Consider the following 23,620-nt stretch of genomic DNA (forward strand, 5'->3'; position numbering starts at 1 on the left):
TGCCTCCTGCTCCTTGATCATCCCGATGATCTGCGCCTCGGTGAAACGGCTTTTCCTCATGTCGTCTGCTCCTTCAGGGTTGAGCAGACTCTACATCATGGTGAGGGATTTTGCGGGGGGCAGGTCACAGGCAGTCGCAAAGCGCCCTTAATACTGTGATTTAAAAGCGCGCCACGCTGGGTTTCGCTGGGTAAGTAGTGGCGGGCCCGTTTTTAAGAATTTCGATGGGTCCTGCTGCCAAGGTGCTTGCGGGCCGCACAAACCGCTATAGGTGCCGCTGCCGGACTTGAGCTTGCGCCTGGTTCAAAACTCAAACCCACGATCGAAGGTGATGGATTTACAAACTCGCTGGGGCCGGGGCACCCTGACATCCATCAGTAGTGAATGAAGTGCGTTGAACTTCGGTCTTTATTGCGGCACAGGATAACAAATCAAGTCGCCCGCTCCACCAGACAGGCGACGTTCATGACGCCCTAAGAGCATTCGGCGCTCTAGACATAGGTTCAGATTGTCGCTTGGCTGACCCGGATTGACTAACCAAGGTCTCTAATCTGTCTTGCGATTTACCCTATGGCCTAAAAGAGCACTTGGCGCCGCAAAAAAGCGTGACAGGGCCAGTTAGGGTGATCCATAGGCCGCAATTGTTACGCCCGATTGTACGGTCGAAAAGGGAGCAGTTTATACTCCCCTAGTATGTCGCCACTGGCAGGCGCAGTGCAAAGGGTGCTTCTGCATGACGTGCGACGTCCTACAATTTCAGGCTATCTTCAATAGCTCGCCTGCGTCTTCAAAAAAGTGCTTTTGGCAACCAGGTCGCCAGCACCGGCAACAGCCAGATCAAGGCGATCCCCACAATCTGAAGGCAGATGAACGGCAACACACCGGCATAGATCTGCCCGGTCGTCACCTCTTTCGGGGCCGCCCCGCGCAGATAGAACAGCGAAAAGCCGAAGGGCGGCGTCAGGAACGAGGTCTGCAGGTTCACCGCAATCAACACGCCCAGCCAGATCGGGTCATGGCCCAACAGGATCAGCGTCGGCGTCACCAGGGGCAGCACGATCACCGAGATTTCCACGAAATCCAGAAAGAACCCCAGAATGAAAATCACGACCATGCAAAAGACCAATGCCCCATTGGCCCCGCCCGGCATTTCCGACAGGATACCCGCCACACGTTCTTCCCCACCCAAGCCAATGAAGACGAGGCTGAAGAAACCGGCCGCAATGATCGTCGCAAAGATCATCGAGGTCATGGTCATGGTCGATTTCACCGCTTCCTGCACGACCTTTTTTTTCAGCGCGGCGCGCAAGGCCAGCAGAACAGACACCCCGCCCACGACCGCCAACGCGGCATAGAAAATACCAAGCGCATACGCACCCGATGTCAGATCGCTGCGCTGAAACCGCACCGGAAACGCGCCTGCCAGAATACCCAGTGCGATCAGGGCCACCGTGCCCAGCAGGATCACACGTGGCGCGATGCCAATGCGATAGCCGGTCATCAACAGCGCCCCGACGGCCCCCACCGACGCAGCCTCGGTCGGGGTGGCAATGCCGCCCAGAATGGCGCCCAGCACGGCCACGATCAGCAACACGGGCGGGATCACCGCGCCCACCACCTCGCGCCAATCGGGCTTGGCCATGTCAAGCGGTGCGGGCGGCATGTCCTGCGGGCGCAGCCACCCGCGCGTGACGATATAGATCAGGTACAGGCAGACCAGCACCAGGCCGGGGATCACGGCGGCGGCAAAGAACTGACCAACCGACAGCGCCTCGACCGAAAACTTGCCCTGTTCGTACTGCGCCTGCTGGAACGAGGTGGACATCACGTCCGCCAGAATGATCAACAGGGTCGAGGGCGGGATGATCTGCCCCAACGTCCCCGCGGTGCAGACAATGCCCGACGCCACCCGCGCATCATATCCGGCACGCAGCATGGTGGGCAGGGCGATCATGCCCATCGCCACCACGGTCGCCCCGACAATGCCGGTCGAGGCCGCCAGCAACGTGCCGACCAGCACGACCGAAATGCCCAAACCCCCGCGCAATTGGCCGAACAGGCGCCCCATCGCGTCCAGAAGCCCCTCGGCGATGCGGCTTTTTTCCAACAGCGCGCCCATCAGCACGAACAGCGGAATGGCGATCAGCACCGGGTTGGTCAGAACGCCAAACACCCGCTGCCCCAACGCGCCCAGCAAGCCAATATCCATCTGCCCCAGCATCCAGCCCAGATAGGCAAAGATCACGGCAACCCCCGCGATGCTGAACGACACGGGGAACCCCAGAAGGATCGCACCCATCAGGGCTGCAAACATGATCAGGTCGAGATATTCGATCATCAGGTCTCCTTCCCGGCCAGAAGGCGGATCAACAGGGCAAGCGATTGCAGCATCACGAGGACGCAAAAGGCGGGGATCAGCGATTTCAACAGAAACACCGCCTCGATCCCACCCACGGAAATCGGGCCTTCAAGGATTGCCCATGAATTGCGCACCGATGGCCAGGACCAGTAGATCAGCGCGATCATCGACGGCATCAGCAGAAACAGATGGCCGAAAATGTCGATTCGGCGGCGCATCTCTGGCGTCGCCTTGGCATAGAACACGTCAACCCGCACGTGCTTGTCGACCAAAAGCGTATAGCCCGCCGCCAGCATGAAAAGCGCGGCGTGCATGTAGAGCACACTCTCCTGCACCGCGATCGAGTTCACGCCGAATGTATAGCGCCCGACGACAATGCCAAACTGGACCAGCATCATGGCCAGCGCCAGCCAGCGCACCACATGGGCTACGCCGATGTTCACCTTGTCCAAGGCGTTTGCCAGTTGCTCCATCGTCGGCCCCCGTCGCAAAACTCACGAAGGGCGCAGCCATCGCCGCGCCCTTGTGCGTAAGGTCTTAGTACCCCATGACCAGGTTACGGGCGTTCATCTGACCGTTGTCAGCATAGACCATGTATTGGCCGACCGAGTCGCGATAGGCGACGAAGCTTTCGGTGATCCGCTTCACCAGCTCGTCATCGTCATTGCGCAGATCGTCGATGACTTCGCCGGCGGCTTTGCCCATGGCGGTGATCACGTCCTCGGGGAACATCTTCACCTGAACGCCGTGTTCGGCGACCATGGCTTGCAGGGCCTGCGCGTGTTTGGTGGTGTATTCGGTCCAGACCTGGTTATAGAGGCTGTCACAGGCCGCCTGCACAACCTGTTTCAGGTCGTCGGGCAGGTCGTTGAACACGTCTGCGTTGACGCCGCATTCCTCGGCCGACGATGGCTCGCCCACGCCGGGCCAGTAATAGTTCTTGGCGACCTGGTAATATCCAAGCGCGCTGTCGGTCCAGGGGCCGATGAACTCGCCCGCGTCCAACGCGCCGGTTTGCAGCGCCTGGAACATATCCGGGCCGCTCATCGCCTCGGCCGCCATGCCCATCTTGGCCGCCATCTCGGACGCAAGTCCGGTGGTGCGGAACTTCATGCCTTTCAGGTCTTCGGCCGAGTTCACTTCGTTGCGGAACCAACCGCCCCATTGCGGGCCAGAGTTGCCGCACAGGAAAGGCTTGATGCCAAACCGGCCATACATTTCGTCGTAAAGTGCCTGACCGCCGCCATGCACCATCCAGCCGACTTGCTCGTCCGCGCGCAGACCAAAAGGTTGCGAGCCGAACAACAGGATACCCTTGGATTTCGACCCCCAATAGGCGGGAACAGCGTGATACAGCTCGGCGGTGCCTTCGCTGACCGCGTCAAAGACGCCGCGACCGGGCACAAGCTCTCCGGAAGGGAAAAGTTTGACCTCGATCCGGCCCCCCGACAGGGTCGTGATCCGGTCGGCCAGTTGTTGTGCGGCCACGCCCGGCCCAGGCAGGTTCTTGGGCCACGCGGTGACCATCTTCCACTGGCGCTTGTCCTGCGCGATGGCTGGGGTTGCCAGTGCCGTTGCTGCGGTGCCGATAGCACCCGTGGTCAGAAATGTCCGTCTTTGCATGCGCCTCTCCTCCAATCGGCAGTTGCGACCTTGGCGTTGGCTGAAGCCATCCCTTGGTCAAATCCGTGCATAAAGCTATTATGTAAATACATAATAGAGTCAATCATTACGGCGAGAAAACCCGGTCAAGCCAGCAATCCTCGCGCAATGATTGTGCGCTGGATCTCGGATGACCCTTCATAGATGCGGAAAATCCGCAGATCGCGCAGGTAGCGTTCCAGCGGGAAATCGCGGGTATAGCCATAGCCGCCGTGAATTTGCAGCGCCCGGTCGGCAATCCGCCACGCGGCTTCGCTCGCATACAGCTTGGCAAAAGCGGATTCGCTGGAATAGCGCACGCCGGTCCCGCGCAGGGTCGCCGCCTGCATCGCCAGCGCGCGGGCGGCGGCCAGTTCGGTGGCACTGTCGGCCAGCATCCATTGCAGCCCTTGGAAGTCCGCAATCGCATGGCCGCTGACCTGCCGTTCCTTGGCATAGGAAATCGCGGCCTTCAGCGCGGCGTCGGCAATGCCGGTGGCCTGTGCAGCGACTTCGATCCGGCCATTGTCCAGAACCTTCATTGCAGTACGGAACCCCGTGCCTTCGTCGCCCAGACGGTTTTCGTCCGGCACCCAGCAATCAAAGCTGATGCCAAACACATGCCCGCCCTTCAGGCCCATCGTTTTTTCATTGGGCGCGACGGACACGCCGTCGATTTTCTTCGGTTCAACAATAAAAGCGCTGACACCGCGTGCACCGGCGGCGGGGTCGGTCTTGGCGTAGACCACCATGAAATCCGCCGCGCCCGCGTTCGAGATAAAGCACTTGGACCCTTTGATCCGATATCCATCGCCTTCGCGCTTGGCTGTCGTGCGCATGTCGGCGGGGTTCGATCCGGCCTGCGGTTCGGTCAGGGCAAACGCGCCCAACGACGTGCCCGCCGCGGCATCTGGCAGAATGCGGGCCTGCAAATCGGCATCCGCCCCCAGAAGCAGCGAATCCGTGGCCAGAAAATGCGCCGTCAGCATGGATGCGGTGGACCCACAGGCGCCCGCGATCGCCTCGACCGCCGCATAAAGCGCGGGGCCGGACAGGCTGATCCCGCCGTGGTCTTCCGGCAGGTTCAGACCCAACAGGCCCATGTCCGCCATCGCGTCCAGATGGAGGGTGGCGAACAGCGCCTCTTCGTCGAGCTGCGTCGCTTTCGGGGCCAAAACCTCGGTCGAGAACCGTTCGATCTGCGCGACCAGCGCGCGTTCGTCGTCGCTCATGGGATAGGTGGTCATGCGCATTGCTCCTTGTTCAACAAATTCAGAATATCGCCTGCATCAGCATTCAGGGCCGGGGCCGGCTTGCGCCCGCCGCGCCCTGCGCCGTTAAAATGCACCGGCTGTTCAGGGACGTTCAGAACGCCCAAGTCGGGATGCGTGACCGTGGACGCCAACCCGCGCTCCACTGCTTGAGGCGACGCCCAAGCCTGTGCCACAGTTTGAATGGAGGATGCCGGAATACCTGCCGCTGACAGGTGGTGCACCACCTGATCCACCGGCAAGGAACTTGCCCACTGGTCGATATACTCGGCGAGCGCAGGTTCGTTCTCGCGGCGCAAAGGATCGCTGGTAAACCGCGCGTCCTGTACCAGTTCGGGCTGGCCGATCACGTCGCAGAAGGTGGCAAACAGCCGGTCGTTCAGAACCGCCAACGCGAAATGCCCGTCCGCCGCCGGATAGGTGCCAAAGGGCGCGGACAGCGGGTGGCGGTTGCCGGTGCGCACCGGGGTCTCGCCGCCCATCAGGGTGCGGCAGGCCAGAATGGGCATCATCGACACCAACCCGTCAAACAGCGCCACATCCACATGACGCCCCAGCCCGGTGCGGCTGCAGTCAAACAGGGCAACCATTGTGCCCCAAGCGGCGAACAGGCCGCCGGCCACGTCGCCCAAAGCCTCGCCCACCATCGTCGGTGCACCGTCGGGTTCGCCGGTGGCGTCCATCAACCCGCTCATCGCCTGCACGATGATGTCATAGGCGGGTTTTTTGGTGTTTGGCCCGGTCTGCCCGAAGCCGGACAGGGACACGTAAACCAGATGGGGAAAATCCTTGGCCAGCGCGTTATAGCTCAGCCCCAGCTTCTCCATCACGCCGGGGCGGAAGTTCTCGATCAGCACGTCGCAATCTGCCAGCAACGCCTTGACCGTCGCAATCGCGTCGGGCGATTTCAGGTCCAGCGCAATTGACCGCTTGCCCCGGTTGATTGCCTGAAACAACAGGCTTTCCCCGTCCTTGAACGGGCCGATATGGCGGTAATCGTCGCCGTGGGCGGCTTCTACCTTGATCACATCCGCGCCCAGGTCGGCCATCATTGCGGTGCAGTATGGACCCGCCAGAACGCGGGTGAAATCAAGCACGCGCACCCCGCTGAGGGGTTGGGGCGTTTGGCTGTTGGGGGGCTGAGTGGGCATATGATCCTCCGGGTTTGATCGGTTGAGCATAGGCGCGGTCGTGATATAAGCAGAAATACAGATTACTGATAGGGCGATAAATGCAAGCTATACCCGTCAGCCTTCGCCAGATCGACTATGTCATTGCCGCCGCGGACACCGGCAGCACCGCCGCCGCCGCGCGGGTGTTGAACGTGTCGCAACCGTCAGTGTCGCTGGCGATTGCCAAGGTCGAGGAACACTTTGGCCGCCCGCTGTTTGCCCGCAGCGCAGGCCAAGGCATTGCCCCCACCGCGTTCGGGCTGCGCAAACTGGGCGCCTTGCGCAGCCTGCGCGCACAGGCGCAATCGGTGCTGGATCACAAAGACAGCGGGGCCGAGGTGCTGAACCTTGGCGTCTTTTCCACCCTTGGCCCACGCTATGCGCCCGCCTTGGTGGGCAGCTTTCAGAAAGTCGCGCCCGACGCCCGGATCGCACTGCACGAAGGCGATCTGGACCGCCTGACGCGCTGGCTGGAAAACGGGCGCATCGACCTCGCATTGATCTATGATTTCGGCCTGCCGTCGTCGCTTAAGATCACACCGCTGGCCGATGTGCGGCCCTTTGGGCTGGTTGCGCGGGCGCACCCTTTGGCGGGGCGCGGGACGGTTGCGATGGCGGATTTGCTGACCGATCCGCTGATCCTGATGAACCTGCCGCACAGCCGCAATTACTTCCTGACGCTAGCGCAGATGAACGGCATCCGGCCGCGCATAGCACATGAAACAAGCTCGGTCGAGATGTTGCGGGCGATGGTTGCCAATCACATGGGTGTGGGGCTGGTTGCCACCGATATTGCGCAGGATACGGCCTGCGACGGTCAACCCGTCACGCGGCTGGAACTTTCAGACCCGCTTGTGCCGCATCGCATCGCGCTGGCCCGTGCGCCGCATCCGCATACCGCGCCACTGGTGGCCGCGTTTCAGGATCATGTGGCAAGCGCCTTCAACCCCTGACACGCTATGTCTGGCCTTTTACGCCTTATGTCTATATCTTTTGAGAAAATCCGCCGGGATCACCCGGAACCGCACGGTCGAAAGGCACAGCATGTCCATAACCTATCGCGAGGTGAAAGCCGATATCCTGCGCCAGATCACACAAGGCGAACTTGCCCCCGGCAGCTCGATGCCGAACGAGGTTGATCTGGCCGCAAGCTATGGCTGCGCGCGGGCGACTGTCAATCGGGCAATGCGCGAATTGGCGGATGACGGCATCATCGAACGCCGCCGCAAAGCTGGCACGCGGGTCAGGCTGAACCCGATCCGGCAGGTGCGGCTGAACATTCCGATCGTCGGGCAAGAGATCGAGGAACTGGGCGCGGCCTATCGCTATGCGTTGGTGCACGGTCAGGCCGAACCCGCCCCGAACTGGCTGCGCGCGCGTATGGCGTTGAAGCGTGACGACCGGGTGTTGCATCTGACCTGCATGCACTATGCCGATGGCGCACCGTATCAGCACGAGGATCGCTGGATCAATCTAGGCGCTTTGCCCGAGGCTGAACAGCATGATTTCTCGGATATCGGTCCCAACGAATGGCTGGTGTCGACCGTGCCGTTTACCGATGCGCAGATCAGCTTTCACGCCGTTCAAGCCGACGCCACTTTCGCGGATTATCTCGACTGCACCGAAGGCGATGCCCTGTTCCAGGCCGAGCGCATGACGTGGCTTGAGGGGCAGACGATCACTTTTGTGCAATTGACCTATCGCCGCGGCCACCGTCTGACGATGCAATACTGACCGCGCGTGAAAAAGCCTGCGCGGAGTGCTCCGCACAGGCCATTGGTTACTTGCCCCAAGATGGGTAAACGCCCTGAATCAAAGGATTGCCGGCAGGTTCAAACCATTCTCGCGGGCGCAGTCTTTGGCGTCGTCATAGCCCGCATCGGCGTGGCGCATGACGCCCGTGGCCGGGTCGTTCCACAAGACACGCTCGATCCGGCGGTCTGCATCTTCAGTGCCGTCACAGCAGATCACCATGCCCGAGTGTTGACTGAAACCCATGCCGACGCCGCCACCATGGTGCAGTGAAACCCAGGTTGCGCCAGATGCGGTATTGAGCAGCGCGTTCAGTAGCGGCCAGTCCGACACCGCATCCGAGCCATCCAGCATCGCCTCGGTTTCGCGATTGGGCGATGCGACTGAGCCTGAGTCCAGATGGTCGCGTCCGATTACGATCGGGGCTTTCAATTCGCCATTGCGCACCATTTCGTTGAACGCCAGGCCCAGCTTGTGACGCACGCCCAGACCGACCCAGCAAATCCGCGCGGGCAGCCCCTGAAACGCGATCCGCTCGCGCGCCATATCCAGCCAGTTGTGCAGGTGGCTGTCCTCGGCCAGGATTTCCTTCACCTTGGCGTCGGTCTTGTAGATGTCTTCCGGGTCGCCCGACAGGGCCGCCCAACGGAACGGACCGATGCCACGGCAGAACAGCGGGCGGATATAGGCGGGCACGAAGCCGGGGAAGTCGAATGCATTGTCCAGCCCCTCTTCCAGCGCCATCTGGCGGATGTTGTTGCCGTAATCGACGGTCGGAATACCGGCGGCATGGAAATCAACCATCGCCTTGACCTGCACCATCATCGAGGCACGCGCGGCCTTTTCAACAGCTTTTGGGTCGCTTTCGCGCTTTTCGCGCCATTGGGCCATCGTCCAACCCTGCGGCAGATAGCCGTTTACGGGATCATGGGCACTGGTCTGGTCGGTGACGATATCAGGGCGGATGCCGCGCTTGATCAACTCGGGATACACATCGGCGGCGTTGCCCAGAAGCGCGACCGATTTGGCCTCACCGGCAGCGGTCCAGCGTTCGATCATCGCAAGCGCCTCGTCCAGACTGTCGGTCTTTTCGTCCACGTAGCGGGTGCGGAGGCGGAAGTCGATGCTGTCGGGGTTGCATTCGACCGCCAGACAGCAGGCCCCGGCCATCACAGCCGCCAGCGGTTGCGCCCCGCCCATGCCACCCAGACCGCCGGTCAGGATCCACTTGCCCTTCAGGTCGCCACCGTAATGCTGACGCCCCGCTTCGACAAAGGTCTCATAGGTGCCCTGCACGATACCTTGCGAGCCGATATAGATCCAGGAACCCGCTGTCATCTGGCCATACATCGCCAGACCCTTCTTATCCAGCTCGTTAAAATGATCCCACGTCGCCCAATGCGGCACGAGGTTTGAGTTGGCGATCAGAACGCGCGGCGCATCCTTGTGCGTCGGGAACACCCCGACAGGCTTGCCTGATTGCACCAGAAGGGTCTGGTCTTCTTCCAGGTCCCGCAAGGTGGCGACGATCTTGTCGAAATCGTCCCATGTGCGCGCGGCGCGCCCAATGCCGCCATACACAACCAGCTCATGCGGGTTTTCGGCCACGTCGGGGTGCAGGTTGTTCATCAACATCCGCAGGGGCGCTTCGGTGGTCCAGTGCTTGGCCGTCATTTCGGTGCCGGTTGCGGGATAGATGTCGCGGGTGTTCTTGCGCGGATCGCTCATGATGTTCCTTTCAGATCAGGTGCCAGATCGGCCAGAGTTGTCAGAATGGTTTTCAAATACCCGCGCAGCCGCGCGGATTTTTCGGTGTCATAGGTCCAGGGCGCAGCCTCGTCCTTCAGATAGGTGCTTTGTGCCAGCTCCATCTGAATTGCGTGCAGCCCGTCCGCCGGTCGTCCGTAATGGCGCGTTGTCCAGCCGCCCTTGAAGCGGCCGTTGGTGACGCTGGAATAGCCCTCTGCCATCTCGCACAGGTTCTGAACAGCGGCTTCGATCTCTGGGGCGCAAGTGGTGCCCAGATTGGTGCCAATGTTGAAATCGGGGAGCGTGCCGTCGAACAGAAACGGGATGTGCGACCGGATCGAGTGGCAATCATACAGGATCGCAACCCCGTGCAGGTCACGCACCCGCTCAAGCTCGGCCTCAAGGGCTTCGTGATAGGGCGCATGGAAGGCTTGGCGACGGGCCTCGACCTCATCCTCGGTGGGGGGTGTGTTCCAGATATCCTGCCCGTCGAAATCGGTCAGCGGCACCAGCCCGGTGGTGTTCTGACCGGGATAGAGCGATACGCCCGATGGGTCGCGGTTGGCGTCGATCACGTAACGATGGAAGGTTGCGCGGACCGTGGTCGCGCCGGGCAGCAGCCCGTCATAAAGCGTGTGGATGTGCCAATCCGTGTCGTCCAGCCCCTGCCCCCGCGCGTTCAACCGCGCCTTGATGTCGGCGGGCACGTGGGTGCCAGTATGGGGCAGGCCCAGCACGATGGGGCTGTCGCCCCGGTGGATTTCAACGGGGGTCATGGGTGAAGCTCCGGCATGTGGGTGTTTGTGGCGGCCACAATCGCGTTGGATGCGATCAGCGCTGCCGCTTTTTCCAAGTCAGGCGCAAGGTAACGGTCGTCGCCCAGCGTTTCGACCTGTTCGCGCACGGCGGCGATCACGGATGCCAGCGGCGCACTTGTCTCCAGCGGGGCGCGGAATTCGACACCCTGCGCGGCGCACAGAAGCTCGACGCCAAGGATACGTTCCAGATTGGCGACCATGCGCGACAGGCGCACCGCGCCGTGGGCGGCCATGCTGACGTGATCTTCCTGATTGGCCGAGGTGGGCGTTGAATCCGTCACGCAGGGGTTGGCCAGATGTTTGTTTTCGCTCATCAACGCGGCGGTGGTCACTTCGGCAATCATATAGCCCGAGTTCAGCCCCGGATTGGGCGTCAGGAACGGCGGCAGATCGTGGCTGAGCACCGGATCCACGATCAGGGCAATCCGGCGCTGCGCAATCGCGCCGATCTCGGCAATTGCCAGCGCGATCATGTCAGCGGCAAAGCCCACGGGTTCGGCGTGGAAGTTCCCGCCCGAGACAATCACCCCGGCTTCGCTCAGCACCAGCGGGTTATCGGTGGCGGCGTTCGCCTCGATCTCTAACGTGCGCGCCGCCATGCGCAGCACGTCCATCGCAGCCCCCGTCACCTGCGGCTGGCAGCGGATGCAATAGGGGTCTTGCACGCGCGTATCGCCTTCGCGGTGGCTTTCGCGAATGACCGAGCCATCCAGAAGCGCGCGCATGGTCGCGGCGGCTTCGATCTGGCCTGCATGGCCGCGTAAGCTGTGAATTTCGGGTTGCAACGGCGCGGTCGATCCCATGATCGCGTCCGTGGACATGGCCGATGTGACCAAAGCCGAGCACATCGCCCGCCACGCGCCAAACAGGCCGATCAGGGCATAGGCGGTGGTGAATTGCGTGCCGTTGATCAGGGCCAGCCCCTCTTTCGCGCCCAGCACGATGGGGGTCAGGCCTGCGCGGCGCAACGCCTCGGCCCCCGGCAGAACCTTGCCTTCGAACGTCGCTTCGCCGTGGCCGATCATTGCCGCTGCCATATGCGCCAGCGGGGCCAGATCGCCGGACGCGCCGACCGATCCCTGCACCGGGATCACCGGCGTGACGCCCTGCGCCAGCATCCCTTCCAGCAGTTCGACCAGCTCCATCCGCACGCCGGACGCACCGCGCCCCAGCGACAGCAGTTTCAGCGCCATCATCAGGCGGGCGTGGGGTTCGGGGATCGCCTCGCCCAGGCCGCAGCAATGGGACAGGATCAGGTTGCGTTGCAGGGTGGCAGTGTCGGACGGGTCAATCTTGACCGAGGCCAGTTTGCCAAAGCCGGTGTTCACGCCGTAAACCGCGTCCGTCCCATTGGCCGCGTCAGCAATCTGTGCCTGCGCCGCACGGATGCCGTAATGGCAGGCCGGATCAAGGCGCACGGCAAGCCCGTCGCGCCAAATCATTTCCAGATCGGCCAGAGTGGTGGCGCCGGGTGTCAGGGTCAGTGTGGTCATGCGATTTCTCCGGTGATACGAAACGCCAACGGATTGAAGCCGATGCGATAAGACAGTTCTGCCGGTTCGGCGATGTCCCAAACGGCTAGATCAGCCACCTGACCGGGCGCAATCGTGCCCAGATCCGTCAGCCCCAGCGCGGCGGCGGCGTGTTGCGTGACGCCGCGCAGCGCTTCTTCTGGTGTCATGCGAAACAGGGTGCAGCCCATGTTCATCGTCAGCAGGATCGAGTTCAGCGGAGAGGTGCCGGGATTCAAATCCGTCGCGAGCGCAATCGGCACCCCATGCTTGCGCAGAAGATCAAGCGGGGGCTGCTGGGTTTCACGCAGGGTGTAGAACGCACCGGGCAGGATCACGGCCACGGTGCCAGCGTCCGCCATCGCGCGCACGCCGGGTTCGTCCAGATACTCGATATGGTCCGCCGACAACGCGCCATAGCTTGCCGCCAATTTCGCGCCGCCCAGATTGGACAGTTGTTCGGCGTGCAGTTTCACCGGCAGGCCAAGGTCGCGGGCCACGTCAAACACGCGGGCGATCTGGGCGGGCTGAAAGGCGATGCCTTCGCAGAACCCGTCCACCGCATCCACCAGCCCTTCGGCGTGGGTGGCGCGCAGGGCGGGGATGCAGACCTCGTCAATATAGTCATCGTCACGACCGGCATATTCGGCGGGCGTGGCGTGGGCGCCAAGGAAGGTGGTCTTGACGCGGATGGGGCGCTGGTCGGCAATCATCCGTGCGACACGCAGCATCCGAAGCTCGGTCTCCGTGTCCAGACCATAGCCCGATTTGATTTCGATGGTCGTCACGCCTTCGGCGATCAGCACGTCAACGCGGCGCAAGGCCTGCGCCAGCAACTCGTCCTCGCTGGCCGCGCGGGTGGCCGTGACGGTCGACACGATGCCACCCCCGGCGCGCGCGACTTCTTCATAGCTGGCCCCGTTCAGGCGCATTTCGAATTCGACCGCGCGATCGCTGCCATGCACGATATGGGTGTGACAGTCGATCAGGCCGGGTGTCACCACGCGCCCGCCCAGCGACCGTTGATCCAGTCCGGCAAAATCTGCTGGCACGTCTGTCTGAGGCCCGACCCAAGCGATTTTGCCACCCTGAATGGCGATCGCTGCGTCGCGGATCATCCCATAGGGCGCATCGCCATGCGCCATGGTTGCTACGTGCAGATCGGTCAAAAGCTGGAGCATCGCCGTCATAAGATCGGTCCTTTTCGCGAAGTTTCGCCTTTTCTGGTATAATTTTATGTGCAATATGTCTATACATAAAATGAAATACACAGGATAAAGACCATGATCCACGCCCGTCAGGCCTTGCTCGCGTCCGGTTGGGCGCAGGATGTTCGCATCACCCTTAAAGATGGCCGCATTGATCAGATCGCGCCCAATACGGCTGCCCAGACGGGGGACGTGCGCGTTGATACGCTGCTGCCCGCCTTGGGCAACCTGCACTCGCACACGTTCCAGCGCGCGATGGCGGGCATGACCGAGCTGCGCAAGGCCGGGCGCGACAGTTTCTGGACATGGCGCGAGCTGATGTATCGCTTCATGGACCGCCTGACCCCGGAGCAGATCGAGGCCATCGCCGTGCTTGTTTTCGTCGAAATGCAGGAGGCCGGGTATGCCAGCGTGGGCGAGTTTCACTATGTCCACCACCAGCGCGGCGGCGCGCCCTATGATGCGCTGGCCGAATTGTCGCTGCGGGTGATGGCGGCGGCGGGCGAGACCGGCATCGGGCTGACCCATCTGCCGGTGCTGTATACCTATGGCGGGGCGGGCAAGGTGGCGCTGGCCGAAGGGCAGGTGCGCTTTGGCAATGATGTCGACCGCTTTGCCGATCTGGTGCAAGGGGCGCGTGCGGGGCTTTCCGCCCTGCCCGATGACGCCCGCGTGGGCATCGCGCCGCATTCGTTGCGCGCCACATCCCCCGACGATCTGGCCCGTGCGCTGGCGGATCATCAGGGCGGGCCGGTGCATATCCACATCTCGGAACAGCCCAAGGAAGTCGAGGACATCCAGAATTGGCTGGGCGCACGTCCTGTCGAGTGGCTTTTGGCCAATGCCCCCGTCGACGCAGGCTGGTGCCTGATCCACGCCACCCACATGACCGAGGGCGAGACCCGCGCGATGGCAGCCTCCGGCGCGGTCGCGGGCCTGTGCCCCATTACAGAAGCGAACCTTGGCGATGGCCCCTTCAACGGCCCCACCTTCCTTGAGGCTGGCGGCGCGTTCGGCGTCGGGTCGGACAGCAACGTCAATATCTCGCTGACTGAAGAACTGCGCACGCTGGAATATTCCCAACGTCTGCGCGACGTGGCACGCAACGTGATGGTGGTCGGCGAAGGCTCGGTCGGGGCAACGCTTTACACAGGTGCGGCCCGCGGCGGCGCGCAGGCTTTGGGCCGCGACGCGGGCGAGATTGCGCCGGGGCGTCTGGCAGATTTGGTCGCCATCGACAGCACTGACCCCACATTGTGCGCCCTGACACCTGACCAGATCCTTGACGGTCTGTGTTTCGCGGCGAAAGACACCGTCATCACTGACCTGTGGTCTGCCGGGCGGCACAATGTGACTGGCGGGCGGCACATCGCGCGCGACGCGGTGGTCGCGCGGTATCGCAGTGCGGTCGCGGACCTGCTCGCCTCGCTTTAGTCTTTAGGGCGCAGGGTGATGGTCAGTGCGACCGCATCCTGCGCCAGATCGAAACGCAACGGCGCGTCGGTGCGGATCGCCGTGTCGCCCACGTCCAAAGCCTTGCCTTCCACCGACGCGGTGCCCGCGATCACATGCAGCACACAGGTCTGCCCGGCTTGCCCGACCTTATACGTGCCAGCATCGCGCAGGGTCTGCGCATCGCCTTCGCACCGCGCGGTGTCGAACATCAGGTTGAAATCACGGATCGGGCCTTGGGTCAGCGTGGCCGTGACGGGTGCCCCTCCGTCGAACCGCACGGGCTGCGCATAACCCGCCTGCAGATCGCCATCCGGCCCATGCAGCACCATGCCATCGCCCTGAATGACCGTCAGGATACGCGTCAGGCCCGGAAAGATGGAAAAAGCCCCGTCGCCATCCACATCCGCCATGCTCAGCCGCCACAAAGTGCCCGTTTTATCCTGTTCTTTGGCGATATTGCGTGTGATCCCACCACCGTTTTTCCAAGGTGTTTCCACCAAGTCGCATTGCCGAAAAATCATGATCTCTCTACGCAAAACTCGCTTAAGCGCCTCATTTTTAATACTCTCACGCCGACAGAACCACTTCACGACGAGTCCCATTTTACTATTGAGGACGCTCTTGATCCTCACCAAGCGAATCCCAATCCGTCTGCAAGCTTCAGGGAAATATCGGTTGGATACAAGAAAGACACAGCCATTGACTGGAGGCCAATACCATCGACGTTAAGCCGGCAAACGATTGGCGACGTCAGCCTTTGCGTTTCTGATCATCTAGGTGTTTAGTCCCGGCATCTGGTGGATCGGATCAACATTGAATCTGTCTGGCTCTGATGTCCAGATTTTGCAGATGTATTCGTATGGCGTGAGGCCGCTGAGTGTCTTCAAGCGTCGAGCGAAGTTGTAGGCCGCCATGAAGTCAGAGAGGTGCGTCCGGAGTTGATCGTGGCTGTCGTAGTGGAAGCGTTTGACGGTCGCGTCCGTGATTGTTCGGTTCATGCGTTCGACTTGACCGTTGGTCCACGGGTGGTTTGGCTTGGTCAGGCGATGCTCGATCCCTTTGACTTCGCAGATCATGTCGAAGCGCATTTGCCGGGAATAGGCGGTGTTCCGGTTCCTGGGCTGGTCGGCGAACTGGATGCCGTTATCGGTCAGGATCGTGTGGATGCGGTAGGGAACGGCTTTGAGCAGGTGCTCCAAGAACTCCCATGCCGTCCGCCTGTCGGCCTTCTCGACCAGTTGAGTGACCGCGAACTTGCTGGTGCGGTCGATTGCCACGAAGAGATATAGCTTGCCCTCTGCGGTCTGCACTTCGGCAATATCCATGTGAAAAAACCCGATCGGGTAGCGTTTGAAGCGCTGACGCTTAGGCTTGTCGCCCTCGACGTCCGGTAGCCGCGAGATCCCATGCCGCTGAAGGCAGCTGTCGCGTTGCCCTTAATTTTGAGATGCGGCGCGTTTGGGGGAGTGGACAAAACATGGGGGTCATGCGGCGCGTTTTCTGTTTGCGACGGTCAGCCGACCATCGAGAACTGCGGCCCTTGTGACGGCTACTCGGTGAGCCCCTTTGGGCGACCACCGCATCCTTCTGCGCTTTCCCATGCGGGCATTGGCAATGTCATCGACTGATCCTTCGGCACGAGATGACGAGATGGGCAGCCCGTTACGGTACCGTCGGCCATAGTCGACAAGGGATTCCATGTTGTTCGCGAGATAGGTGTACAGTGTCCCGCATCGGGCCTGCACACGAGCGGCAGCGGTGCGGACAGCCAAAGGTTCTTCCGCAAGGCGGGTGCAATCGTGCATGAGCCCTTTCAGATAAGTTTCCGCGACCCGTGCTCTGCCATGCCACAGCCACCAGCGAAGGCTTTTCGCGGGGCGCTGGAACAGCACCGGAATTCCAGTGAATCCCGGTATCTGGACCAGACCCTGAACGGCGGCCTCGACATGTCGAATACGCATCGAGATGTGCCACCAGTCGAGGATATGCTTCACCTGGCCGTCGCCACCCATGGCATTCCGTATGAGGTTCGGGAGAGCAAGCTCGCCATCAGAGATTACCGTCAACAGACGGCCCGGCTTCCATCCAAAGTCTGACAGCTCTTCTCGCATCCGGCTGCCTGGCGATGCCGTCGCATTGGCGACCAAGCCAAATCGTCGGCACATATTGCGACTTTCAATCTTACCGACCACAAGATCCAGGTGTCGCTGCTGATACTCCGGTCGACAGCGGATATGCGCACCGTCCAGAAAAACCGTCAAACCCCCTTTGGGAAGTGCTTCAGCGGGATCGCCTGATGCCCTTCGACTTTTCTCGAGCCCCGCGGCTACTCTTCCCAACCGGTCACGCACCGTGGTGTGATGGGGCGGATGGCAGGGGAGGAAGCTTTTCATCAGCCGCGCGGCTTCGCGAAAGGAATGCCGGGACCCGAGTTCCGCATGGAGCCGCTGCAGCTCCGGGGTAGCCCGGTCAGGAAAGAAATAGGCCAGCGGAGAAATAGGTCCGCCGGGCATCGCCGCTGACCTGGCATCACACGAACAGCGGCGCAAGCGCGCGGCTTTGACCCGAACCCGCCCAAAGAGCGTGTCGAGATCGCGCGTGCGATAGTCATGAATGGCACGAACCGAGGCGCAATCCGGGCATACGCGGCTTTCTCGGATGATTTCCTCAACCTGATCGCAAAGAATTGCCCGCTGAATCTGTTCGACAACCCTCTTCCCATCCTCGAGGCGCAACCCGATCCCGTCTGGACAGGTCACCCGGTAGGGTCGTGAAATGCCGTCAAGCTGATGAGTGCGCTTCTCCCCGTTGTCGAAGGTAGTTTCGATTGTAATCCGTACGTCCATGGCAGCCCCACACGCAAAGAACTCACCTTAGCACGGGCCGCAACGACGAAGATGACCCCCATGTTTTGTCCACTCCCGCTCCCAAACGGCGTCATTGATGCCACGTTCCAGGCTGCCAGTCCCATTGAGATATGCCTGAACAAGAGGGCGCAGCACCGCGGCCCTGCGCGCCTCTTCAGCACCAACGGCAACGGAGTCTTCGCCATCATCATTCATCGATATTTGCCGCAAATGTCTGTGAACCCTGTCTCAGGTTTAAGGGCAAAAATATCAGAATTAAAGGCAAAATCTCATATTTAAGGGCAAAACTCAGCCGTTGATTTCGTTGGATTCCCATCTCACAATTAAGGGCTACGCGACACCAGGTCTTGATCGGATGCGGGATACCGATCGCCAAGATCATCGCTGCAATGGGCAGACCCCAAGCGATCAACGCACCGGGAAGTGTCGACAGAAGATCGGTCCTTTCCTTCAGCACCATGGCATTACCCCGCGCAGCAGCTGAGTTTGGCCACATCCTTGTCGAAAGTCTGGGCCGCAAGTTTCAGCCCTTCAACCGTGGTCAGATATGGGAAAATCGTTTCGCCGAGGGCCTTGGAGGTCATGCCGAACTTGAGCGCCATTGCCAGCGTCTGGATCGTGTCCGAGCCTTCGGGCGCCACGATCTGGCCGCCCAGCAGGCGGTCGGTCTTGGCGTCGGCCACCAGCTTGATCACGCCGCGGGTGTTGCGGGCCGCGGCGGCGCGCGGGACGTTGTCGAGCGTGATCACGCTGATCTTGACCTCGTGCCCCGCCGCCTTGGCCCCAGCCTCTGAAACGCCGACACCGGCCACTTGCGGGTCGGTGAACACGACCCATGGCATCGCCGCATTCTCATAGCGCATTGGCTCCAGTCCAAGGGCATTGTTGATTGCCACCTTGGCACCGTAGGCGGCCATGTAGACGAACTGGTCACGGTCGGTGACATCGCCCGCCGCCCAGACGCCGGCCCGCGTCGTGGCCATGTCAGGACCGACCTTGATCGAGCCGCGCGCGTCGGTCTCTATCCCGAGGTCTTCCAACCCGAGGTTCTCGGAATTGGCCACCCGTCCGGTGGTCACAACCAGCCGTTCGGCGGACAAAACCTCGGTCTTTCCATCGCGTTCGACAGTCAGAATGACGCCGCCCGCAGCTTTCGCGGCCGAGACGTAAGCAAGACCGGTCTCGACCGCGATGCCTTCGGTCTTCAGCGCTTGCGTCAGCGCCTGGGCCACCTCCGGCTCGGCGCCGGGCAGAAGGCGCGAGCGGGTCACAAGCGTGACTTTCACCCCCAGCCTTGAGGCCATCTGCGCCAACTCGCAGCCGATATAGCCGCCGCCCAGCACAATGATGCTTTCGGGCCGGTCGGGCAGGGTCAGCAGACCGGTGGAATCGAGGGTCTCCACGGTGTCGATGCCTTTGATGGCAGGTTGATGGGGGCGCGAGCCGGTGGCGATCAGGATGCGCGGGGCGGATATCACCCGCCCGCCGACAGCGACGCCACCCTCGACCAATCGCGCCGGGCCGTCCTCGATATAGGTGACGTTCTCATAGGCGGGCAGCAGGTCGATATATTTCTTGTGCCACATCTCCGCGACCAGATCGGTCGTGCCTTTCACAACGGCTGGCCAATCCACCGCATGTTCGCAGGACGCAATGCCCGGGAACCGGGCAGCGGACGCGCCACCATGGGCCGCCTCTGCGGCGCGGATCATCGCCTTGGACGGAACGCAGCCGACGTTCACGCAGGTGCCGCCGATGGTGCCGTGCCCGACAAGCGCCACCCGCTTTCCGGCTTCAGCTGCAGTGATCGAAGCCGAGAACCCGGCAGAGCCCGCACCGACGACGATCAGGTCATAACTGTCGGCGCCGACATCCTTCGAAGAGCAGCAATCATGTTCCTTGACGGTTTGATCCATTTTCATTTCCTTTACTTGAACCGGGCGCCACCATCTTGGCGGCGGTCAAATTTCAATTCACACCATCGACCCGATGTCGGAGGCGTAACTGGGATAAGCGAAAATCATCGCCTTGATCTGATTTGCGGTCTGCCCGGCACCCATGGCCATGGCGAAAAGATTGATCTGCTCCTCGGCTCCTGGTCCGATCAGGTGCGCGCCGAGTATTTGCCCGCTGCCCCGTTCGACAAGAACCTTGAATCCGGTGTGTTTCGCGCCGACGCGCAGCGACGAATACCAGCCCTCCGTCTTCTCGAAATGCACATCGAACTTCAGCCCCTGCTCCCTGGCCGCCGCTTCCGACAAGCCCACGGTAGCAACCATGGGCAGGGTGAAGACCACTGACGGGATCGGCGGATACTTGATCTCCCGCGCGTCCTTGCCGCCCAGAATGTTCTTCCCCGCGATGCGTCCCTCTGCCGCCGAGACCGGGGTCAGATTCAACCCGCTATCAGCGCAGTCGCCGGCCGCGAAAATGGCCGGGTTGGTGGCGCGCATCGCGTCGCTCACCTTGATGCCACGGCGTGAGTATTCGACTCCAGCGGCCTCGAGGTTCAGCCCGTCTATGTTGGGCACGCGGCCGGTGCCATGCACCACCAGATCGCAAGTGATCGTTTCGGTGCCGTCGTGACGTTCCACGGTGACCACGACTTCGTCGCCCTGTTTCTCGATCTTCGCCACCTTCGCTTTGGTGCGCAGATCGACGCCCAGCTCTGCGGTCGCCTCGACCAGCATCGCGACCAGATCGGGATCAAAGTTGCCCAGGGGGCGGTCCATCATCTCCAGCACGGTCACCTCGCGCGCGCCCGCGCGCTTGGCCACATGGGCGAATTCCATCGCGATGAACCCGCCGCCGACAAAGGCGATGCGGTCGGGACGCTCGGGCAGTTCCAGGAAATCGGTCGAGGTGGCGAGATACTCCTCGCCCGGGATGTTCAGCGTCATCGGTCGGGCACCGGTGGCGATGTGGAAATGCTTCGCCCTCAGGGTCTCGCCGTTCAACTCGATCGCATCGGGGCCGGTAAACCGTACCTCTCCGTGCAAGACGTCGATCCCGGCCTTTTCCAGCCCGGCCTCGATGCGCGGTGGCATCGCGTCGGTGAAGCTGCGCTTGAAGGCGATCATGTCGGACCAGTTGACCGAAGGCTGCGCCTCCAGCCCCTTGCCCTTCATGTTTTCCGCCCACTCGACGCCCTCGGTGACGGCGATCAGCATCTTCTTGGGATCGCAACCGCGCAGGGCGCAGGTGCCGCCATGGGGCTCGCTGTCGATGCTGGCGACGCTCCAGCCGGCATTCGCCGCCATCCGGGCGACGCCATTGCCACCGGTTCCACCGCCGATCACGATAAGGTCGTAGCTCTTCGTCATAAGGTTTTTCTCTTCAATGCTTTGTCTGAGGCGCTATTTGGATGGATGTCAGCCCAGTTTCCCTCAGGACGCCGAGCCGCGCGCGTTCTTGCGCCAGAGCGCGTAAATGGTCAGCAGGATAAAGATGCCCAGTGCCGGAAACAGCACGAGGTCGAGATATCCGACGACGGCGGCCAGGCCGACCGCGCCGAAGAGGATCACCAAAATGGGCGTAAAGCAGCAGAGCGCCACAATGATGGTGCCGATGATGCCCACTTTCAAAAGGCCGTTCGAAGATGTGTCGTCTGAAGGCATCGTAATTTGTTTCCTCATGTCTGGTGCATCAATTGCGTGGTGCCACCGGATCCGGGATCGACCCGAACAGCCCAAAGACCTGTGCCGGTGCGTTGCTCTACTCGGCCGCGAAATCGGCCGGGCGGTGGATACTCTCACCGGCGGCCCGGGTTTTGGTGCAAGTCTCATCCGGTGCGCCATCGACACCTGCTGATCCCCTGCGCCTGATCTCGCGAACAACCAGCGCCGCGCCAATTGCCGCGACGACAGCGGCTATTCCGCCGAGCCCCATCAACCACCCGCCAATCCCGCCGAGAATGGTGGCTAGGATGACGCCACCGCCGCCGCAGCAGATCACCATGATCGGCGCGGCAATGATGAAGGCCAGAAGCCCGCCCAAATGTTTGTCATCCATGGCCATACCCGTCCTTCCGTGCTCAGGACTCCCCCGCCTGGAGCACCTCGGCCGGATAGCCATTGGCCAGAACCGCCTCGATGATCATGTCTGGGTTGGCCGCCTGATCGTCGAAGGCCACGACGTAAGTGCCCGTGCCAAACTCCTCGCCTTCCTGGAAGTCGACGATTTCGACCGTGGGCACGCCGCGCATCGCCGCCGCGACGATGAACGAGCAGGTCGGGCATGTCAGTTCGGCGACACCGACATTGATGCGCTGTTCTTCGGCACTGGCGGGCATTGCGGCCAGAATGCCGAGAGTTGCGAGTGCGAGAGAGAGATGTTTCATCGGTTACGCCTTTCAGTAGGACAGGATGTAGGGGGTCAGGTAGGGGAAGATCATCGCCACGGCGACGATCCCGCTGGCAATCCAGAGAATGGACCGCATGAGTGTTCGGTTCATCGGTCGCGCGCAGGTGCCATCAACGCAGGCTTCGGCCGGGATCGGGCTATACGCCTTGTAAAAGCCGTATCCGATGAAAGCGGCACTCAGTGCGAAGGTGATCCACTTATATTGATAGAACGCGCCCAACTGGGCGATGAACACGCCGGTGACGCCGAAGCTCACCAGCACCAGCGGCAGGATGCAACAGGAGGTCATGGCCAGCGCGCCGAGTACGCCGAGCCCGGTTGTCGCCCATGCCTTTTTGTCAGCTGCCGGGGTTTCGCCCATTGCCGACTGGCGGCCGGCGGATGTGGTTTCAGTCATGGTTCGAATCATCCTTGCCTCAGTGATGATCTCAATCTAGGGTCTGTAGCTGGTACAGGCTCAAGGGGGTTTGGTGTGAATAATCATCACAGATCGGTGAAGGTCCTCAGGCGCGGAGATCTGGCCAAGCTGACCGGCTGCAATCTCGAAACTATTCGCTACTACGAGAACATCGGCGTCATGCCCGAGCCGCCGCGCTCCAGCAAAAATTATCGCGTCTACGATGACAGACATGTCGCGCGTCTGCGCTTCATCATGCGCGCGCGCGAGTTGGGGTTCACGCTCGACGAGGTTCGCGATCTGCTCGCATTGGTCGATGGCGGGGCCCAGACCTGCGGCGAGGTGCAGGGTCTGGCAAATGCGCATCTCGCTTCAGTCCGCGCCAAGATCGCGGATCTCAAGCGCATTGAGCACGTCCTGTCGTCCACCGTGGCGCAATGTAGCGGAGACGATGTGCCCGAATGCCCCGTCATAGATGCGCTGAGGGAGGAGGCCTAAAAGGTTTCTTGAGGAAATCCGCGGCAATCAAACCGGACAGTCCTTGGCTTCCGCGCTAGGAACACCGTGACCAATATCGCGGGCAGCGAAGAAACCGCGCTCTGAGGTGCCCCTAGTTTCCTAGACATCCGCTTCCACGAATCAGGCCGTAGCCGGCCAAGCTGATCAACTCGGACAGGTGCAGGCACAGAGTTACCGCAAGATTTATCGCTCGATCCGGCACCGCGGCTTCGAGGTGCTCGCGCCTCTCCTGAAGGTCGCGTATTTTACTGGAAACTGAATGGCTGAAATCCCGCTTGGGCATGTTCTTGTTCGCATTTAGGCAAATTCTAATTTGCTGTCCGCCACATTCGAAACTTTCCCTGCCCTGTTACCTCACGGACCAATCCCCTTTCTTCCATCCAGGTCAGGTTCCGCTGGACCGCCGCTCGGCTAGGTCGTGAACTCATAAACGGGATTCCGTTTTTGGCGGTGTGATGATTCACTTTCGGAAACGGAGGTGAGCATGACGGGCAGACACGATGTGAGCGATGCGGAATGGGCGGTGATCTCGCCGCTGT

Annotated in this window: 22 protein-coding genes and 1 pseudogene; 4 read left to right on the forward strand and 19 right to left on the reverse strand. The window is 61.5% G+C overall.

Annotated features, from left to right (window positions below):
* Positions 1–787: 787 nt before the first annotated feature.
* From PSA7680_RS17295 to PSA7680_RS17315, 5 genes are all read right to left on the reverse strand, one after another.
* The gene (locus PSA7680_RS17295) at positions 788–2,338 is read right to left on the reverse strand and encodes a TRAP transporter large permease (RefSeq protein ID WP_176244178.1); all 1,551 of its coding nucleotides are present in this window, start codon (positions 2,336–2,338) and stop codon (positions 788–790) included.
* Positions 2,338–2,832: a TRAP transporter small permease subunit gene (locus PSA7680_RS17300; RefSeq protein WP_085869938.1), complete on the reverse strand. Its 495-nt coding sequence runs from the start codon at positions 2,830–2,832 to the stop codon at positions 2,338–2,340. Before PSA7680_RS17300 ends, PSA7680_RS17295 begins: the two co-directional genes overlap by 1 nt.
* Positions 2,833–2,896: 64 nt before the next feature.
* Positions 2,897–3,982, reverse strand: coding sequence for a TRAP transporter substrate-binding protein (locus PSA7680_RS17305; RefSeq protein ID WP_085869939.1), 1,086 nt, complete (start codon positions 3,980–3,982; stop codon positions 2,897–2,899).
* A 125-nt stretch (positions 3,983–4,107) separates the two neighbouring features.
* A complete protein-coding gene (locus PSA7680_RS17310; protein WP_217808359.1) occupies positions 4,108–5,247 on the reverse strand; it encodes an acyl-CoA dehydrogenase family protein in 1,140 nt (379 codons plus the stop codon).
* Positions 5,244–6,422: a CaiB/BaiF CoA transferase family protein gene (locus PSA7680_RS17315; protein WP_085869941.1), complete on the reverse strand. Its 1,179-nt coding sequence runs from the start codon at positions 6,420–6,422 to the stop codon at positions 5,244–5,246. The genes PSA7680_RS17310 and PSA7680_RS17315 overlap by 4 nt, the downstream gene beginning before the upstream one ends.
* Positions 6,423–6,502: 80 nt before the next feature.
* Between PSA7680_RS17315 and PSA7680_RS17320 the strand changes: the two genes are divergently transcribed.
* Positions 6,503–7,396 (forward strand): LysR family transcriptional regulator, encoded by an 894-nt coding sequence (locus PSA7680_RS17320; protein ID WP_085869942.1) that lies wholly within the window; start codon positions 6,503–6,505, stop codon positions 7,394–7,396.
* Between the two features lie 91 nt (positions 7,397–7,487).
* Positions 7,488–8,177, forward strand: a complete 690-nt coding sequence (hutC, locus tag PSA7680_RS17325; RefSeq protein ID WP_085869943.1) for a histidine utilization transcriptional repressor HutC — start codon at positions 7,488–7,490, stop codon at positions 8,175–8,177.
* A 78-nt stretch (positions 8,178–8,255) separates the two neighbouring features.
* Here the strand turns inward: hutC and hutU are convergent, their stop codons facing one another.
* Genes hutU through hutI form a run of 4 tightly spaced genes read right to left on the reverse strand, consistent with a single transcriptional unit; the run spans position 8,256 to position 13,463 of the window.
* Positions 8,256–9,923, reverse strand: a complete 1,668-nt coding sequence (gene hutU, locus PSA7680_RS17330) for a urocanate hydratase (RefSeq protein WP_085869944.1) — start codon at positions 9,921–9,923, stop codon at positions 8,256–8,258.
* On the reverse strand, positions 9,920–10,720 hold the full coding sequence (hutG, locus tag PSA7680_RS17335; protein ID WP_025054167.1) for an N-formylglutamate deformylase: 801 nt from the start codon (positions 10,718–10,720) through the stop codon (positions 9,920–9,922). The genes hutU and hutG overlap by 4 nt, the downstream gene beginning before the upstream one ends.
* Positions 10,717–12,255 (reverse strand): histidine ammonia-lyase, encoded by a 1,539-nt coding sequence (gene hutH / locus PSA7680_RS17340; RefSeq protein ID WP_085869945.1) that lies wholly within the window; start codon positions 12,253–12,255, stop codon positions 10,717–10,719. The genes hutG and hutH overlap by 4 nt, the downstream gene beginning before the upstream one ends.
* Positions 12,252–13,463, reverse strand: coding sequence for an imidazolonepropionase (hutI, locus tag PSA7680_RS17345; RefSeq protein WP_085869946.1), 1,212 nt, complete (start codon positions 13,461–13,463; stop codon positions 12,252–12,254). Before hutI ends, hutH begins: the two co-directional genes overlap by 4 nt.
* A 93-nt stretch (positions 13,464–13,556) precedes the next feature.
* Between hutI and PSA7680_RS17350 the strand changes: the two genes are divergently transcribed.
* Positions 13,557–14,915, forward strand: coding sequence for a formimidoylglutamate deiminase (locus PSA7680_RS17350; RefSeq protein ID WP_085869947.1), 1,359 nt, complete (start codon positions 13,557–13,559; stop codon positions 14,913–14,915).
* Here PSA7680_RS17350 and PSA7680_RS17355 read toward each other — a convergent pair.
* The 10 genes and pseudogenes from PSA7680_RS17355 to PSA7680_RS17405 all read right to left on the reverse strand — a co-directional run bounded on the left by PSA7680_RS17355 (position 14,912) and on the right by PSA7680_RS17405 (position 22,562).
* Positions 14,912–15,568: a HutD/Ves family protein gene (locus PSA7680_RS17355; protein ID WP_137796055.1), complete on the reverse strand. Its 657-nt coding sequence runs from the start codon at positions 15,566–15,568 to the stop codon at positions 14,912–14,914. The two genes, PSA7680_RS17350 and PSA7680_RS17355, sit on opposite strands and share 4 nt — an antisense overlap.
* Positions 15,569–15,709: 141 nt before the next feature.
* Positions 15,710–16,357, reverse strand: a pseudogene (locus tag PSA7680_RS17360) (DDE-type integrase/transposase/recombinase); the annotation flags it as partial.
* A 63-nt stretch (positions 16,358–16,420) separates the two neighbouring features.
* Positions 16,421–17,782: an ISKra4 family transposase gene (locus PSA7680_RS17365; RefSeq protein WP_040182552.1), complete on the reverse strand. Its 1,362-nt coding sequence runs from the start codon at positions 17,780–17,782 to the stop codon at positions 16,421–16,423.
* 208 nt (positions 17,783–17,990) lie between these two features.
* A complete protein-coding gene (locus PSA7680_RS17375; protein ID WP_085869950.1) occupies positions 17,991–18,263 on the reverse strand; it encodes a hypothetical protein in 273 nt (90 codons plus the stop codon).
* Positions 18,264–18,267: 4 nt separating this feature from the next.
* A complete protein-coding gene (merA, locus tag PSA7680_RS17380; protein ID WP_085869951.1) occupies positions 18,268–19,719 on the reverse strand; it encodes a mercury(II) reductase in 1,452 nt (483 codons plus the stop codon).
* Positions 19,720–19,776: 57 nt separating this feature from the next.
* Positions 19,777–21,126, reverse strand: a complete 1,350-nt coding sequence (locus PSA7680_RS17385; RefSeq protein WP_008335974.1) for a dihydrolipoyl dehydrogenase family protein — start codon at positions 21,124–21,126, stop codon at positions 19,777–19,779.
* Positions 21,127–21,189: 63 nt separating this feature from the next.
* On the reverse strand, positions 21,190–21,420 hold the full coding sequence (gene merF / locus PSA7680_RS17390; RefSeq protein WP_050759304.1) for a mercury resistance system transport protein MerF: 231 nt from the start codon (positions 21,418–21,420) through the stop codon (positions 21,190–21,192).
* Between the two features lie 97 nt (positions 21,421–21,517).
* The gene (gene merT, locus PSA7680_RS17395) at positions 21,518–21,820 is read right to left on the reverse strand and encodes a mercuric ion transporter MerT (protein WP_008335977.1); all 303 of its coding nucleotides are present in this window, start codon (positions 21,818–21,820) and stop codon (positions 21,518–21,520) included.
* A 16-nt stretch (positions 21,821–21,836) separates the two neighbouring features.
* Complete coding sequence (locus tag PSA7680_RS17400) at positions 21,837–22,142, reverse strand: heavy-metal-associated domain-containing protein (protein ID WP_085869952.1); 306 nt, start codon at positions 22,140–22,142, stop codon at positions 21,837–21,839.
* Between the two features lie 12 nt (positions 22,143–22,154).
* Positions 22,155–22,562, reverse strand: coding sequence for a mercuric transporter MerT family protein (locus PSA7680_RS17405; RefSeq protein ID WP_176244179.1), 408 nt, complete (start codon positions 22,560–22,562; stop codon positions 22,155–22,157).
* Between the two features lie 96 nt (positions 22,563–22,658).
* Here PSA7680_RS17405 and PSA7680_RS17410 point away from each other — a divergent pair, with 96 nt between their 5' ends.
* Positions 22,659–23,060 carry a MerR family transcriptional regulator gene (locus PSA7680_RS17410; RefSeq protein ID WP_008335980.1) on the forward strand — a complete coding sequence of 134 codons (402 nt, stop codon included), beginning with the start codon at positions 22,659–22,661 and terminating at the stop codon, positions 23,058–23,060.
* Positions 23,061–23,620 lie beyond the last annotated feature (560 nt).

Source organism: Pseudoruegeria aquimaris (assembly GCF_900172235.1).
Lineage (GTDB): Bacteria > Pseudomonadota > Alphaproteobacteria > Rhodobacterales > Rhodobacteraceae > Pseudoruegeria > Pseudoruegeria aquimaris.

What these genes read in the sequence shown, in the direction of transcription:
- PSA7680_RS17400 (WP_085869952.1), bottom strand. Translation starts at nt 22,142, where the DNA reads ATGAAACATCTCTCTCTCGCACTCGCAACTCTCGGCATTCTGGCCGCA.
- PSA7680_RS17375 (WP_085869950.1), bottom strand. Translation starts at nt 18,263, where the DNA reads ATGGTGCTGAAGGAAAGGACCGATCTTCTGTCGACACTTCCCGGTGCG.
- PSA7680_RS17300 (WP_085869938.1), bottom strand. Translation starts at nt 2,832, where the DNA reads ATGGAGCAACTGGCAAACGCCTTGGACAAGGTGAACATCGGCGTAGCC.
- merF (WP_050759304.1), bottom strand. Translation starts at nt 21,420, where the DNA reads ATGCCTTCAGACGACACATCTTCGAACGGCCTTTTGAAAGTGGGCATC.
- PSA7680_RS17295 (WP_176244178.1), bottom strand. Translation starts at nt 2,338, where the DNA reads ATGATCGAATATCTCGACCTGATCATGTTTGCAGCCCTGATGGGTGCG.
- PSA7680_RS17315 (WP_085869941.1), bottom strand. Translation starts at nt 6,422, where the DNA reads ATGCCCACTCAGCCCCCCAACAGCCAAACGCCCCAACCCCTCAGCGGG.
- PSA7680_RS17365 (WP_040182552.1), bottom strand. Translation starts at nt 17,782, where the DNA reads ATGGACGTACGGATTACAATCGAAACTACCTTCGACAACGGGGAGAAG.
- PSA7680_RS17310 (WP_217808359.1), bottom strand. Translation starts at nt 5,247, where the DNA reads ATGACCACCTATCCCATGAGCGACGACGAACGCGCGCTGGTCGCGCAG.
- PSA7680_RS17350 (WP_085869947.1), top strand. Translation starts at nt 13,557, where the DNA reads ATGATCCACGCCCGTCAGGCCTTGCTCGCGTCCGGTTGGGCGCAGGAT.
- PSA7680_RS17385 (WP_008335974.1), bottom strand. Translation starts at nt 21,126, where the DNA reads ATGACGAAGAGCTACGACCTTATCGTGATCGGCGGTGGAACCGGTGGC.
- hutC (WP_085869943.1), top strand. Translation starts at nt 7,488, where the DNA reads ATGTCCATAACCTATCGCGAGGTGAAAGCCGATATCCTGCGCCAGATC.
- PSA7680_RS17405 (WP_176244179.1), bottom strand. Translation starts at nt 22,562, where the DNA reads ATGACTGAAACCACATCCGCCGGCCGCCAGTCGGCAATGGGCGAAACC.
- merT (WP_008335977.1), bottom strand. Translation starts at nt 21,820, where the DNA reads ATGGCCATGGATGACAAACATTTGGGCGGGCTTCTGGCCTTCATCATT.
- PSA7680_RS17305 (WP_085869939.1), bottom strand. Translation starts at nt 3,982, where the DNA reads ATGCAAAGACGGACATTTCTGACCACGGGTGCTATCGGCACCGCAGCA.
- hutI (WP_085869946.1), bottom strand. Translation starts at nt 13,463, where the DNA reads ATGACGGCGATGCTCCAGCTTTTGACCGATCTGCACGTAGCAACCATG.
- PSA7680_RS17320 (WP_085869942.1), top strand. Translation starts at nt 6,503, where the DNA reads ATGCAAGCTATACCCGTCAGCCTTCGCCAGATCGACTATGTCATTGCC.
- hutG (WP_025054167.1), bottom strand. Translation starts at nt 10,720, where the DNA reads ATGACCCCCGTTGAAATCCACCGGGGCGACAGCCCCATCGTGCTGGGC.
- merA (WP_085869951.1), bottom strand. Translation starts at nt 19,719, where the DNA reads ATGGATCAAACCGTCAAGGAACATGATTGCTGCTCTTCGAAGGATGTC.
- hutH (WP_085869945.1), bottom strand. Translation starts at nt 12,255, where the DNA reads ATGACCACACTGACCCTGACACCCGGCGCCACCACTCTGGCCGATCTG.
- hutU (WP_085869944.1), bottom strand. Translation starts at nt 9,923, where the DNA reads ATGAGCGATCCGCGCAAGAACACCCGCGACATCTATCCCGCAACCGGC.